Here is a 13,727-nt window from a genome sequence, read left to right on the forward strand (position 1 = left end):
GTAGCCGGCGTCATCTGACCCGAATAAAGAGATCAAAAAGGTAGAATAATTATGATGTCTTCAAAGACAAATACCGCTGTACCTACTACATCGTCATGGCTGGAACGCTTCTTCAATATCAGCGCTCGTGGCAGCACTGTCCGCCAGGAAGTGATCGCCGGTTTGACCACGTTTCTTGCCATGGTTTACTCAGTTATCGTTGTACCCTCCATGTTGGGAAAGGCCGGGTTTGATCCCGGCTCCGTGTTTATTGCCACCTGTCTGATTGCCGCCTTCGGCTCATTGCTGATGGGTCTGTGGGCCAATCTGCCGATGGCAATAGGCTGCGCCATCTCACTGACTGCGTTTACCGCCTTCAGTCTGGTGTTGGGGCAGGGCATGAGCCTGCCTGTCACCCTGGGGGCGATTTTCCTTATGGGTATCGTCTTTACCCTGGTGAGCGTTACCGGCGTTCGCCAGTGGGTGCTTGCTAACCTGCCCAAGGGGATTGCCCATGGTACAGGGATAGGTATCGGCCTGTTTTTGCTGCTGATTGCCACTAACAGTGTGCAACTGATTGTGGCCAATGATACCGGTTTGCCGGTCAAGCTCGGCGACATCCACAGCCTGCCGGTGATCGCTACTGTTGTGGGGCTGGCTGCCACTATCGGACTCGAGCGTCGCCGGGTGCCGGGCGGCATTCTGTTAGTGATAATCGCCCTGTCAGTGTTTGGTTTGCTGTTTGACCCCAATGTGGAGTTCAAAGGTGTGTTTGCCATACCCGACTTAGGCGCTGAAGGCTCTTTGATTGGCCAGCTGGATATCATGGGCGCCCTTAACCCTGTGGTGCTGCCGATAGTGCTGGCGCTGGTGATGACAGCCATCTTCGATGCCACAGGCACCATAAGAGCCGTGGCCGGACAAGCCAATCTGCTGGACAAGAATGACAACATCATAGGGGGCGGGAAGGCGCTGACCTCGGATTCTGTCAGTTCTATCTTCGCCGGTCTGGTGGGCGGCGCACCTGCCGCTGTATACATTGAATCGGCCGCCGGTACTGCAGCAGGCGGAAAAACAGGCCTGACCGCCACTGTGGTGGGGGTACTGTTCCTGCTGATGATCTTCCTGGCACCCCTGTCTTATTTGGTACCTGCCTACGCCACGGCGCCTGCGCTTATGTATGTGGGACTGCTGATGTTGTCCAATGTCACCAAGCTGGACTTCGATGACAAGGTAGACGCCATGGCGGGACTGACCTGTGCGGTATTCATCATACTCTCCTGCAACATAGTCACAGGCATTATGTTGGGGTTTGCGACCCTGGTTATCGGCCGAATCTGCAGCGGTGAGTGGCGTAAGCTCAAGCCTGGTGTGTTGGTTATCACCATAGGCTTGGTAGTGTTCTATATGGGCGGCTGGGCCATTTAACCCTGAAGTTCAAGCTTTAGGCTTGGTTTAGGGAAGGCAAACAAGGCTTAACTCGTTGGCGCTTTTAATTCCCTATAGGGCAAACTAACCGTGATCCAATAAGGCGGCGGCCAAGCATTACTGCTTTGGCCGCCGTTTTTATTGTCCCGGAATAGGGATGAGTGGATTAATCCAGCAGCAAGTCGATTTGATTCAGCGAGCACAGGTGAGCATAAACCGGTGAGTAGACGCCGCGCTTGGCAAATTCCAGTTTAACCTCATCGCTCAGGGCATTGAGCTTTTGCTCATCGACGATATAGAGGCCATCTATATTGCTCTTTTCACCCTGTTTGTTGGTTACTGTCAGAGTCTTGGGTTGCAGTAATTCATGGCTGGTCAGGGTCTTGACGAACTGCTTGGTGATCTCACGGTACTCAATCAGGTTGCCGATAAATTCGATGCGGTTTTTCAGGAATTCGGTCTGCTCACCGGTTTCGGTAAACAGGGCTTCGCCCTTGTCTTCGCTGACATGCTTGCTGTTGACATCGATACCGATAAGTACATTTTCCTGGCTGGAGTCTCCGGCGGCAAAAGGTTGCATCCGGCACTGCATAGGTAGGTAACGTCGGGTCCAGGTGTTGTCCTTGATAAAGCAGTTGCTCTCAGGCTTCAGAGAGGTGATGGCAACCGGCTGGAATTCTCCACTTTGGCTGTTCTTGGCGAAAATGATCGGGAAACTGGTGGCGGCAGGCAAAAATTCCTGCACCAGCAAGGGCAACATATGGTGCTGCTCAAATTCGCTGAAATCTATGCCTGGAGTGACTTTCAGAGCCTTGTGTGCGCCGTTGTTGAGCGGGACGTATTGTGCTGTCATTGTCTTTTTATCCTTGTTGTTATCTGAGGTTCCGTCAGCCAATCAACTGACGCACCGGAAAATAAATCGTCACTGAAATATCGGGCCAGAACCGCTTCTTCGGTTGTATTAGTACCGCAAACCAGTAAAAAGTTCAGCTTGAGACTTATTGGCTTGTGACCCCAAGCATGCTGCGGATGTTAACAGTGGGCAAACTGGATGTCATTGTTAAAAATATGTTTGCAAGCGCTGTTTTCAAGGGGGCTTGGGAAAATAAAAATTGTCAAAAAAATGTAGAAATAAGGTTTGTACTTGTGTATGTTTATCGATGACAGCGTTGTCATTGCTTGTGTGACTATTGTTTCCATGACCATGCTGTCTTGTAAGGTCTGCATGTCGAGGATGAGGTCTCCTTTACATGCCTTCCACAGTTGAGTATCTGTCGGGCGGCTGCGCAACTGTGTTTTCAATACTGTAGTCTCTCCCCGGAAACTAGAGTGGGCTGGGTGCTGATTTCAGTACCTGGCCATTTTTTTATCCCGGTTGTCACTCAACATAGCTTGTTGAGGTGGCAGCCACTGCTTGAGTCGACAGGGAATATGGCATCATGGTGAAAACAATAATAAGGACAGGAGAGTAACGGAATGAAGTTAACTATCGCGGCGTTAGCCATTGCCTTGAGCTTGGGGCTGACGGCTTGTTCTGACAAGCCGCCGGCAACCGGGACTGAACCAGGGCAGAGCCAAGCCGGTTCTTCGTCAAAAGCCTCGAGTGAAGATCTGACTCAGAATAAGCTGCATAGCTTTGCCCAGAGTTTGCAGCTGAAATATGCTGTGCTGTCCAATGTGCCGGATGATAACTGCGACCCGAGCCGTGCCGAAGGCCGCTGTTTCCAGGCGCAAATTCGCCTGACTCCGAGCGAAGATCTCAGCGCTTCTGACTGGGCCATCTATTTTAGCCAGATGCGTCCGGTACTCTCGGTTGCCTCGCCTGAGTTTCATATAGAGCATATTCAGGGCGATCTGCATCGTCTGACGCCAACCGCCGCCTTCGGCGGTTTCAAAAAGGGTGTCAGCGAAATCATCAATTTTCGCGGTGAGCTGTGGCAGCTGTCGGAAATCGATGCCATGCCCAACTATTACATGGTTGTTGAGGGGCTCAAGCCGGAGGTCATCGCCAGCACTGAAGTTAAGCAAGACCCGGATACCGGGCTTGAGTTGCTTCCCTATGTGCAGCATTACACGGATGCCGAGAAACAATATCGCCGCAGCTCACAGGATAAGCTGCCCTGGGATACCGCCAATGTTGTCTTCGGCCAAAATGCCGATACTCCCGATGATGCCGGCCTTGCGGTGGCAAGCCTTATTCCTAAGCCGGATTCAGTGACTAGGCTTGAACAAACACCTGTCACCCTCAATGCCGGGATTAAGCTTAACCCGAGCCACATAGCTACCGGAGTCGAGCTGCTATCACTCGAGGCGGCGCTCTTGCGCCTACAAAGGCTGGGTGTCAGCCAGAGCGAGCAAGGATTGGCGCTTAACTTGCTGCCACTTGAGGGAGGGCAAAGCGAGCACTATCGACTCGAGATTGAGGCCGGCGGAATTAACCTGGCCGCCGCAGACGCCGCGGGTTACTCCTATGGCTTGGCGAGTCTTGCCGCCTTGCTGCAGTTGCCTGCCGATGATACCCAATCAATAGCACTGCCACAGCTGCGCATTCAAGATGGCCCCAGATACCCGTTTCGCGGTATGCATCTGGATGTTGGCCGCAACTTCCACTCCAAGGCGTTTGTGCTGAGCCTGCTGGAGCAGATGGCGGCTTATAAACTCAACGTATTGCATCTGCACATGGCCGACGATGAAGGCTGGCGCCTGCAGATCCCCGGCCTGCCGGAGCTGACCGAGATTGGCAGCAAACGCTGCCATGATCTCGATGAAAACCGCTGTTTGCTGCCGCAACTCGGCAGTGGCCCCAATCCTGAGACTCAGGTCAACGGGTACTACACGACCCAGGACTATATCGACATTCTCAAGTTTGCCGCCGCAAGACAGATCCAGGTGATCCCGTCGATGGATATGCCGGGGCACTCCCGCGCCGCTATTAAATCGATGCAGGCCCGCAGCCGCAAGCTATTGGCTCAGGGCGACAGTCAGGCCGCCAGCCAATATCTGCTGGCGGATCCCGAGGATGCCACTGTCTACAGCTCTATTCAGTATTACAACGACAATACGCTCAATGTCTGTATGGAGTCCAGTTACACCTTTGTTGCCAAGGTGATAGATGAAATTGCCAAGCTGCATCAGGCCGCCGGAGTACCGCTTAAGCGCTATCACATAGGTGCCGATGAGACCGCCGGTGCCTGGCTCGACTCGCCGGCCTGTGAACGCTTTATTGCGGCCAATTCGCAGCGAGTGGCCGACAAATCGGCCCTCGGCGCCTACTTTATTGAGCGGGTATCGCAGATGCTGGCCGATCGCGGCATAGAGGCTGCCGGTTGGAGCGATGGCATGAGTCACGTCAACCCGGCCAATATGCCGAGCCCGGTGCAAAGCAATATCTGGGACATAGTCGCCCACGGCGGCTTCAAACGGGCACATGCCCAGGCCAATCTCGGCTGGGATACTGTGCTGTCCAACCCGGAAGTACTCTATTTCGATATGCCGCCGGCGGCCGATCCGAAAGAGCCCGGCTATTACTGGGCCAGTCGCAGCAGCAACAGTCGCAAGTTACACAGCTTTATGCCGGATAACCTGCCGGCCAATGCCGAGCAGTGGGGCGATATTGAGGCCAGGCCTTTTGTCGCCGATGACACAGAGCAACTCAGCCCACAAGGAAAGCGTCTCAGCGGCCCAATGGCGCCGGGCAGGGGCTTTGTTGGCCTACAGGGACAACTCTGGAGCGAGACGATTCGCAGCGACACGACCGCAGCTTATATGATTTTCCCTCGCCTCTTGGTTTTGGCGGAAAAGGCCTGGCATAAGCCGGACTGGGAGCTGGCTTACCGGCATCAGGGGGCAAGTTACAGCCAGGATTCCGGTTATTTCGGTGCCGAGCAGCGACAGGCGCAGGCAGAGGATTGGTATCGACTGGCCAACATCCTGGGGCATAAGGAGTTGGCCAAGCTGGATAAGGCCGGGGTGCATTACCGTTTGCCGTTGCCGGGCGGCAGAATCAAGGATGGCAAGCTTGAGGCCAATATCATCTTTCCCGGGCTCAAGATCCAATATCGCCGACCAGGGGCTGAATGGCAGGAGTATCGCGGCCCTGTGGCAATAGCAGCTCCGCTTGAGCTTCGCAGTGTTTCGCCCGATGGCCGCCGCTATAGCCGGGTTCAGCCACTGAATTAGTCTTTAAGCAGGTACGGATGTGGGCTGGCGTTAACAGATAACGCCAGCCCACGTTGCCTGACTTATTTTTAATGCCCGGTTTTTAATGCCTGGTTTTAATACTTGAGTTGCGTTTAGAAGAGTGGCGTTTAAGAGTGGTTAAGGGGCCCGAGTCGCTCAAAGATAGTGGCTTGCTGAATATTTATTGGTTAATTTTCAATGTATTAGTCAATGGCGAGTCCTAGCCATGAGTCGATTTATCTCTGCTGATTAAAATTAAATGACAACGCTGTCATTTGTGATGTAACATTAGTTTAACCACATGGTTAACGATAGCTTTAACTTGAGTGCGCTCAGTGGAATGTCATCGGGTTAATCCTGAAAGGCGCCTTACTGCAGCGATTTGCCAGTGTTCCGCCGCGCCAGATTGCGCCGTGACCATAAAAGAAACAGAAAGAGGTCTGCCATGGGGGAAAACCCGACACCGGATACACAAGTGTTTATAGGGATAGACGGCGGCGGCAGTAAGTGCCGGGCAACCCTCTACTGCCGGCAAAAGGGTGTGCTGGGAACCGGAGTTGCCGGTCGGGCCAATCCTTTGCACGGTCTGAGCCAAACTTTCGACTCCATCATCAGTGCTACAGGTTTGGCCCTGGCCGATGCCGGTCTGCAGCAAGCCGATTGCGCCAATATGGTGGCCGGTCTCGGGCTTGCCGGTGTCAATATTCCCAGGCTTTATCAGGAGATCCTCGATTGGAGGCATCCCTTTGCCGCCATGTATCTGACCACAGATCTGCATACCGCCTGCATAGGCGCCCACCAGGGGGAAGACGGTGCCGTCATCATCACAGGCACAGGTTCCTGCGGTTATGCCCATGTGGGCGAACGGCAATTGTCTCTCGGTGGTCATGGTTTTGCGCTGGGCGATAAGGGCAGCGGCGCATGGATGGGCTTGAAAGCCGCGGAGCAGGTGTTGTTATCGCTCGATGGTTTTGCGCCGCAAACAGCCCTTGGCGCCAAACTGCTGGCCCATTTCGGGGTGACAGATGCTCTGGGGATAGTGGAAAACCTCGCCGGACGCTCCTCCAGTTGTTATGCCGCCCTGGCGAGAATAGTGCTGTCCTGTGCGGCCGAGGGCGATGATACCGCCACCACTATTGTCAGCGAAGGTGCCGACTATATCAGCCAGTTGGCACGGCGCCTGTTTGAACTCAATCCGCCGCGATTTGCCATGATAGGCGGCCTGGCCGAGCCGCTCCGGCCCTGGCTGGCCGACGATGTGGTCGAACGAATCGCTCCCGTGTTGGCGCCACCGGAAATCGGTGCCGTGCACTTTGCCATGCACCAACACTCGCAATTTTCAGCCCGTCCGGCCGATGCCGGCGCATACGACTTAGCAAAGGTGAAACCATGACCCATACCATAATGGAGCGCGAGGCTCGCAGTGCTCCCGAGAAGATTGCCAACCAGTTGCAGGCCAATGACCAGTTAACCCGGAAACTGGGGCAGCGGCTGCGCGAGTTTGCGCCCAAGTTTGTGATGATTGTGGGTCGCGGCTCTTCCGATCACGCCGGGGTATTTGCCAAGTATCTGTTTGAAATAGAGGCCGGTGTGCCTACCTTTGCCGCCGCGCCTTCGGTGGCCAGTGTCTATGGCAAGCGCTTGCAGTTGGCCGGTGGTCTGGTGATAGTCATCTCTCAGTCGGGACGCAGCCCGGATATTCTGGCCCAGGCCAAGATGGCCCGCGAAGCCGGTGCCTTTTGCGTGGCGCTGGTCAATGATGAAACCGCCCCCATTAAGGACATAGTCGATCTTGTATTGCCGCTTCGCGCCGGAGAGGAGCAGGCGGTGGCCGCCACCAAGAGCTATTTGGCTACCCTGTCGGCGCTGCTGCAACTGGCCGCTGCCTGGACCCAGAGCCCTGAGTTGGCCCGCGCCATAGATGAATTGCCCCAGGCGCTGCAGGCGGCTGTGGATGCAGAACCTCAACTGACTGCCGAATCTTTGCAGCACAGCAACAACCTGGTAGTGCTGGGACGAGGACTGGGTTATGCCATCAGTAAAGAGATAGCGCTCAAACTCAAGGAAGTCTGTGCTATCCATGCCGAGGCCTTCTCCAGCGCCGAGTTTCTTCACGGCCCTGTGACCCTGGTGGAGAACCAGCTCAAAATAGTCGATGTCTGTGTGGCCGATGAATCCTATGCCAGCCATCTTGAGCAGATAGCCGAAGTCGGGCGCCGCGGCGCTGAGTTGGTGCACCTCAAGCAAACCGCCAATGAGGTTCACCCCAGAGTGGCACCACTGGCATTACTGCAGCGTTTTTATATCGATGTGGCCGCTGTGGCCATAGCCAGAGGCATAGATCCGGATCAACCGGCCGGGCTTAAGAAAGTCACCCAAACCCTTTGATTAAAGTGGCCGGCGTGCCCAACCTGGATAACGCAGTGGAGAGCAGAGAATGACGCAAACTTTTATCGCCGAGCGCTTGTTCGATGGCAGGCAATATCATCACAATCTGAGCTTTGCCGTGGAGAACGGCCATCTGCAGGCCTTGGGCTCTGCGGCAGGTTCAGATGCTATCCGCCTGCAAGGCCTGGTCGTACCCGGATTTATCGATGTGCAGGTCAATGGTGGTGGCGGCGCGCTGTTTAACGGCGAGCCTACACTCGAGTGTATCGCAACCATAGCCCGGGCCCACGCCAGGTTCGGCACCACGGGCTTCTTGCCGACCCTGATCAGCGACAGAATCGAGGTGATGAACCGCGCGGCCGATGCGGTGGCCGAGGCGATAGCCAGGCAAAGCACAGGGGTGTTGGGGATACATTTTGAGGGGCCGCACTTGTCTGTGCCGAAGAAAGGTGTGCATCCACAGCAATATATCCGCCGAATTTCCGATGCCGAGCTGGCACTGTTCAGCCGTCAGGACTTGGGTGTTCGTTTGGTGACTCTGGCGCCAGAAAATGTGGCGCCTGAGGTTATCAGTGCCTTGGTCGAGGCCGGTGTCCGTGTTTGTCTAGGTCACTCCAATGCCGACTATGATACCGTGCGTTCGGCCCTGGCGGCAGGTGCCAGTGGTTTTACTCATCTCTACAACGCCATGTCGCCCTTGGGCTCCAGAGCACCGGGTATGGTGGGCGCCGCCATAGAGGACGAGGCCAGTTGGTGTGGCCTTATCGTCGATGGTCACCATGTGCATCCGGCTGCAGCCAAGGTGGCTATCCGCGCCAAGGCTAAAGGCAAGATGCTCTTGGTGACGGACGCCATGCCACCTGTGGGGTTGGAGCAAGATGCCAGTTTTGAGCTCTTTGGCCAGCAGGTGCTGCGCCAGGGCGACAGACTCAACGCCATCACAGGAGAGCTGGCCGGATGTGTGCTGGATATGAATACCGCGGTGCGAAACGCTGTCTCTCTGCTGGGGCTCAGTGTTGAAGAATCCATGCGGATGGCGAGCGAGTATCCGGCGGCATTTCTTGGGCTTGAGCAGCAAGGCCACTTGGCTGTGGGCAAACGTGCCGATTTCCTGGTGCTCGATAATGAACTCAAGGTGCAAAGCACCTATATCGGCGGTCAATTGGTTTACGCCGCCGAGGAAAGAGTGCAGTGAAATAAGCCGTTGCGCCAAGAACGCGATTAACCCTCTTCACCTAAGCAGTGCAGCTTTTACCCGGATAAAGATAATAACAACAGGGAAGCCCTATGACTGAAAAGATAGCGGCGGCAACTGAGACCGCCAACAAGCCCAGGCTGATGTCGCTCGATGCGCTGCGGGGCTTTGACATGTTCTGGATCCTCGGCGGTGAAGCGCTGTTTGCCGCCCTCTTGCTGCTGACTACTTGGAGTGGCTGGCGTTGGTTCGATGGCCAGATGCACCACAGCAGTTGGCATGGTTTTACCTTCTACGATCTTATCTTCCCGCTGTTTATCTTCCTCTCCGGCGTTGCCCTGGGTTTGTCTCCCAAGCGTCTGGACAAGTTGGCGTTTGCCGAGCGACTTCCAAAATATAAGCACGCAGTTAAGCGTTTGGCTTTACTGCTGTTTTTTGGCGTGCTCTACAATCACGGCTGGGGGACGGGCATGCCGGTGGCCCTGGATGAGATACGCTATGCCAGCGTCTTGGGGCGTATCGCCTTCGCCTGGTTTTTTGCCGCCATGCTGGTGTGGCACACAGGGCTCAGAACCCAGATCTATGTTGCTGTCGCTATCTTGCTGGGATACGCCATGGTGCAGCTGTGGCTACCGGTCCCGGGCGGCAGTGCCGGGGACTTCAGCGCCGCCGGTTCTATCAACGCCTGGGTAGACAATCATTTCCTGCCCGGGATCAGCTACCAACATAAGCCTTATGATCCGGAAGGCCTGTTATCGACCCTTCCCGCAGTGGTCAATGCTTTGGCCGGTGTGTTTGTGGGCCGCTTTTTGCAGCAGCAAAGTTTTTCAGCCTGGGGCAGGGTAGGTTTGCTGTGTCTGGCCGGGCTTGTTTGTTTGGGGCTTGGCTGGCTGCTTAATCCTCTGATCCCGGTCAATAAAGATCTCTGGACCAGCAGTTTTGTGCTGGTGAGCAGCGGCTGGAGCCTGTTGCTGCTGGCACTGTTTTACGCCGTTATCGATGTGCTTGGGCTGCGTTGGTTGGGTTTCCCCTTTGTGGTGATTGGTTGCAACGCCATCATCATCTATCTCGCTTCCAGTCTGGTTCAGTGGCGCTATAGCAGCGAAAGTCTGCTTGGCGGTTTTATCAATAGCGCTCCCGAGAACTGGCAGCCACTGCTTGGGGTATTGGCCATGCTCGGGGTGCAATGGTTGCTGCTCTGGTGGATGTATCGCAGGCAGTTGTTTATTCGGGTTTAGCTTGCCTAAGTGAGGTGAACAAGCGGCCATCTGCCTGGTTTAAAATTAATGACAGCGTTGTCTTTTTTGTTATTATGGCGTAACTTTATTGAAACAAAGCCGTGTATAAAGCTGCCGCGGCATCAAGCTTTCAAGGGTTAAACACCACTCAAGATGGATGGGGCGCCGATAAATTTGGTTGCCAAACAATAAATTACTATAAGAAGCAGGTTTATGAACATGACAGTTGCTACCCCGGCTGACGCAGCCTCAAGAAGCAGTTTTCTGCCTATGACTATCGTAGGTGCGCTGTTTTTCATCTTTGGATTTGTGACCTGGTTGAATGGTTCATTGATCCCTTTTCTGCAAATCATCTGTGAGCTCAATGAGTTTCAGGCACTGTTTGTCACCTTTGCCTTCTACATCGCTTATACCGTGATGGCGCTGCCCATGTCGTCTATCCTGCGCCGCACCGGCTATCGCAATGGTATGGCGGTAGGGTTGGGGATTATGGCTGTCGGCTCTGTGCTGTTTATTCCCGCCGCCTTCAGCGCCAACTTTTTGATGTTCCTGCTGGCGCTTTTTGTACTGGGAACCGGCCTGACCATTTTGCAGACGGCGTCCAACCCCTATGTGGTGCATATTGGTCCAAAGGAGAGCGCCGCCATGCGGATCTCCATCATGGGGTTGATTAACAAGGGGGCCGGGGTGATAGTGCCTATCCTGTTTACCGCTTTGGTACTGGCTGATCTGGAAGGGTTCACCGCCGGGCATCTGGCTGCCATGGCCCCGGCCGAGCGAGAAGCCCAAATAAGCGAACTGTCTTCGCGTCTGGTGATGCCCTATATCTATATGACGTTGGCGCTTGTGGTACTGATCGCACTGGTGAAGTTTTCTGCTTTGCCGGAAATCGCCTTCGAGGGAGAAGAGGGAGAGCACGCCGACAAGAGCGGTATAGTGCATTTCCCTCAGGTGATCCTGGGCGCCATAGCCATCTTTGCCTATGTGGGGGTTGAAGTGATTGCCGGTGATACCATAGGCCTCTATGGTGCTAGCCTCGAGGTCAACAATTTCGCATCCCTGACCTCCTACACCATGGTGTTTATGGTTATCGGCTACCTTTTGGGGGTTAGTTGTATTCCACGTTTTATCAGCCAGGAAAAGGCTTTACTCGCCTCGGCCTTGGCGGGTATTGCTTGCATCTTTGGTATCATCTTCTCATCGGCCGAGAGCCATGCTATCTCGTCGCTGCTGTGGGGGTGGAGCGGTATTCCAACTATTCCGGATACAGTCACCTTTGTTGCCATGATGGGCCTGGCTCACGCTCTGGTTTGGCCTTCTGTGTGGCCGCTGGCGCTGGAAGGGCTGGGCAAGTACACGGCCCAGGGCTCGGCGCTGCTGATCATGGGTATTTCAGGTGGCGCCATACTGCCGCTGATATTCGGCAAGATCGCCCACTTCAGCGACAATGTGCAGTTGGGTTACTGGATAGGCTTGCCCTGTTATCTGTTTATTCTCTTCTATGCGCTGAAAGGCCATAAGATGCGTAGTTGGTAAACAGGGAAATTCCGGGCATAAAGAAGCCACCTGCTAAACAGGTGGCTTCTTGCTTATCAAGGTATCTCTCGTATTCTTCTGTAACTCTGGCTCTTGCAACAAATAGAATAGATAAAGAAACCAGTTAACCTTTCCGTGCCGAGCTTGGCAGGTAATCAATTCCAACTTGGATTAGTCGTACGCTTGTGGCCATGAGCCACTGGTTCCTTGATTGAGCCGTTATCGCTGACATAGATATCAAATGCCGTAGAAGTAGTTACCCAGTAGCAACGTCAGAGCATAGCCCACCGAGTAGCACAGCAGCAGCGCTGGTACATACTTGAGGTAGGAGACAAAAGTCAGCTCTTTGACCTTGCTCATGGCGATGATCCCGGCCGCCGAACCTATTACCAGCAGAGAGCCACCAACACCTACTGCGTAGGTCAGGCCGAGCCACTCTGGTGTGGTCAGTTGCGGTGCGGCTTTCAAAAGTGCCGCGGTCAAGGGCACGTTATCCAATACCGCCGAGCCCATACCTGTGACAAAGTTGGAAATGTTGGGGTCGTGACGGGCGTAGACCTGGGCCAGCAGATCCAGCGTTCCTATCTCTTTGAGCATCCCTACCAACAAGAGGATCCCGAGGAAGAACAGCAAGGTGTCGTATTCCACTTGGCGGATATACTCGAGGATCTGCAGCTCTTCTTTGTCGTTACGGGCGGTGTGGCCCACCAGGAACATGATTGACAACCCGGTGAGGAAAGTCAGCACGGGGGGAATGGCAAACAGAATATTCAGTGCCATGGTCATCAATATGGTGGTGAAGAAGATGATGGCTATCAGCACATCCACTGTCTCGTAACTTTGACGAATAGGTGTGGTGGACACCTCGCCCTTGGCATTGAGGGAGAAGAGTATTGCCAGCAACATCACGCTGAACGCCGCCGGCAGCACCAACATCAACAGCTCTGACATATGCACATGGCCGCCGAGGAAGATCATCAGGGTGGTGACGTCACCCGTTATCAGGGAAACCCCTCCTGAGTTGACGGCAAAGATAATCAATACCGCCATCCGGCGACGCATCTGTTTGTCGAGTTTGAAGGTGGTCAGCAGTCCCAGAGAGACCAAGGTAGCGGTGACGTTGTCACAGATGGCCGACAATACCAGGGAAAACAGGGCGACTTGCAGCATCAGCATCCGGGTGCTGACCCGTTGCGGAAACAGCTTCTGCACTAAAATTTGGATCATGCCCTTGGCGTTGAGGTAGGCCACAAAGGTCATGGTCGACATCAAAAACAACCAGAGCGTCGCGATTTCCAGCAGGTTTTCATTGAGTTGATGCTCTACCAGCTTTTCATGGCCGGGGTCGCCGGCAGACATGAACAGAGCTATCCAGGAGATACAACCGAAAAACAGAGTCGTTTTGGCTTTGTTGAGGTGAGTCACCTCTTCAAAAATGATACTCAGCAGTGCCAACACCGCCAGTATGATAAGAAAGGTATAGAGCATAAATGCAATTCCAACTGCTGATTTTATGTTCGTCTGCCCTGGGGGATGTGGGCAGTTTTTGTGTCAGCCATCAAGGTTCAATTAATCAAGCTGTGATAGCGCGTGCGCATCAGACCACACTGACATGGATAACGCAACTGTTAACTGGAACACATTTTCTTAGACTTTGTGATAAGCGTCCGTCGACTTTCGGGCTAAGCCAGTGATTTGGTCTGTTTATTTTTTATATCTTGGTGTTTTGCACTGATTGGGTTTGTTTGGCAGCGAAACGCGACAGTCGACTCGCGAGCCGGTGG

9 protein-coding genes are annotated in these 13,727 nt (G+C 54.2%); 7 read left to right on the forward strand and 2 right to left on the reverse strand.

The features are described from left to right. Positions 1 to 51: 51 nt before the first annotated feature. Complete coding sequence (locus SIL79_RS11715; protein ID WP_039033661.1) at positions 52 to 1,407, forward strand: NCS2 family permease; 1,356 nt, start codon at positions 52 to 54, stop codon at positions 1,405 to 1,407. 166 nt (positions 1,408 to 1,573) lie between these two features. On the opposite strand, the gene SIL79_RS11720 is transcribed toward SIL79_RS11715, so the two are convergent. Continuing rightward, positions 1,574 to 2,260, reverse strand: a complete 687-nt coding sequence (locus SIL79_RS11720; RefSeq protein WP_039033662.1) for a SapC family protein — start codon at positions 2,258 to 2,260, stop codon at positions 1,574 to 1,576. A 623-nt stretch (positions 2,261 to 2,883) separates the two neighbouring features. On the opposite strand from SIL79_RS11720, the gene SIL79_RS11725 reads away from it, so the two are divergent. From SIL79_RS11725 to SIL79_RS11750, 6 genes are all read left to right on the forward strand, one after another. Beyond that, on the forward strand, positions 2,884 to 5,586 hold the full coding sequence (locus SIL79_RS11725; RefSeq protein ID WP_039033664.1) for a family 20 glycosylhydrolase: 2,703 nt from the start codon (positions 2,884 to 2,886) through the stop codon (positions 5,584 to 5,586). Positions 5,587 to 6,031: 445 nt separating this feature from the next. Then, a complete protein-coding gene (nagK, locus tag SIL79_RS11730) occupies positions 6,032 to 6,979 on the forward strand; it encodes an N-acetylglucosamine kinase (protein WP_052248004.1) in 948 nt (315 codons plus the stop codon). After that, positions 6,976 to 7,974, forward strand: coding sequence for a glucosamine-6-phosphate deaminase NagB-II (gene nagB-II, locus SIL79_RS11735; RefSeq protein ID WP_039033665.1), 999 nt, complete (start codon positions 6,976 to 6,978; stop codon positions 7,972 to 7,974). The genes nagK and nagB-II overlap by 4 nt, the downstream gene beginning before the upstream one ends. 49 nt (positions 7,975 to 8,023) lie before the next feature. Beyond that, positions 8,024 to 9,169: an N-acetylglucosamine-6-phosphate deacetylase gene (nagA, locus tag SIL79_RS11740; protein ID WP_319619296.1), complete on the forward strand. Its 1,146-nt coding sequence runs from the start codon at positions 8,024 to 8,026 to the stop codon at positions 9,167 to 9,169. Between the two features lie 92 nt (positions 9,170 to 9,261). Continuing rightward, a complete protein-coding gene (nagX, locus tag SIL79_RS11745; RefSeq protein WP_052248005.1) occupies positions 9,262 to 10,407 on the forward strand; it encodes a transmembrane glucosamine N-acetyltransferase NagX in 1,146 nt (381 codons plus the stop codon). Between the two features lie 213 nt (positions 10,408 to 10,620). Then, positions 10,621 to 11,943 (forward strand): sugar MFS transporter, encoded by a 1,323-nt coding sequence (locus SIL79_RS11750; RefSeq protein WP_452580357.1) that lies wholly within the window; start codon positions 10,621 to 10,623, stop codon positions 11,941 to 11,943. 237 nt (positions 11,944 to 12,180) lie between these two features. Here SIL79_RS11750 and nhaD read toward each other — a convergent pair whose 3' ends face one another. Next, a complete protein-coding gene (gene nhaD / locus SIL79_RS11755; protein ID WP_039033667.1) occupies positions 12,181 to 13,431 on the reverse strand; it encodes a sodium:proton antiporter NhaD in 1,251 nt (416 codons plus the stop codon). Between the last annotated feature and the right edge of the window lie 296 nt (positions 13,432 to 13,727).

Origin of the sequence: Shewanella indica, from assembly GCF_033842865.1 — a bacterium.
Taxonomy (GTDB): Bacteria; Pseudomonadota; Gammaproteobacteria; order Enterobacterales; family Shewanellaceae; genus Shewanella; species Shewanella indica.

What these genes read in the sequence shown, in the direction of transcription:
- SIL79_RS11715 (WP_039033661.1), top strand. Translation starts at nt 52, where the DNA reads ATGATGTCTTCAAAGACAAATACCGCTGTACCTACTACATCGTCATGG.
- SIL79_RS11720 (WP_039033662.1), bottom strand. Translation starts at nt 2,260, where the DNA reads ATGACAGCACAATACGTCCCGCTCAACAACGGCGCACACAAGGCTCTG.
- SIL79_RS11725 (WP_039033664.1), top strand. Translation starts at nt 2,884, where the DNA reads ATGAAGTTAACTATCGCGGCGTTAGCCATTGCCTTGAGCTTGGGGCTG.
- nagK (WP_052248004.1), top strand. Translation starts at nt 6,032, where the DNA reads ATGGGGGAAAACCCGACACCGGATACACAAGTGTTTATAGGGATAGAC.
- nagB-II (WP_039033665.1), top strand. Translation starts at nt 6,976, where the DNA reads ATGACCCATACCATAATGGAGCGCGAGGCTCGCAGTGCTCCCGAGAAG.
- nagA (WP_319619296.1), top strand. Translation starts at nt 8,024, where the DNA reads ATGACGCAAACTTTTATCGCCGAGCGCTTGTTCGATGGCAGGCAATAT.
- nagX (WP_052248005.1), top strand. Translation starts at nt 9,262, where the DNA reads ATGACTGAAAAGATAGCGGCGGCAACTGAGACCGCCAACAAGCCCAGG.
- SIL79_RS11750 (WP_452580357.1), top strand. Translation starts at nt 10,621, where the DNA reads ATGAACATGACAGTTGCTACCCCGGCTGACGCAGCCTCAAGAAGCAGT.
- nhaD (WP_039033667.1), bottom strand. Translation starts at nt 13,431, where the DNA reads ATGCTCTATACCTTTCTTATCATACTGGCGGTGTTGGCACTGCTGAGT.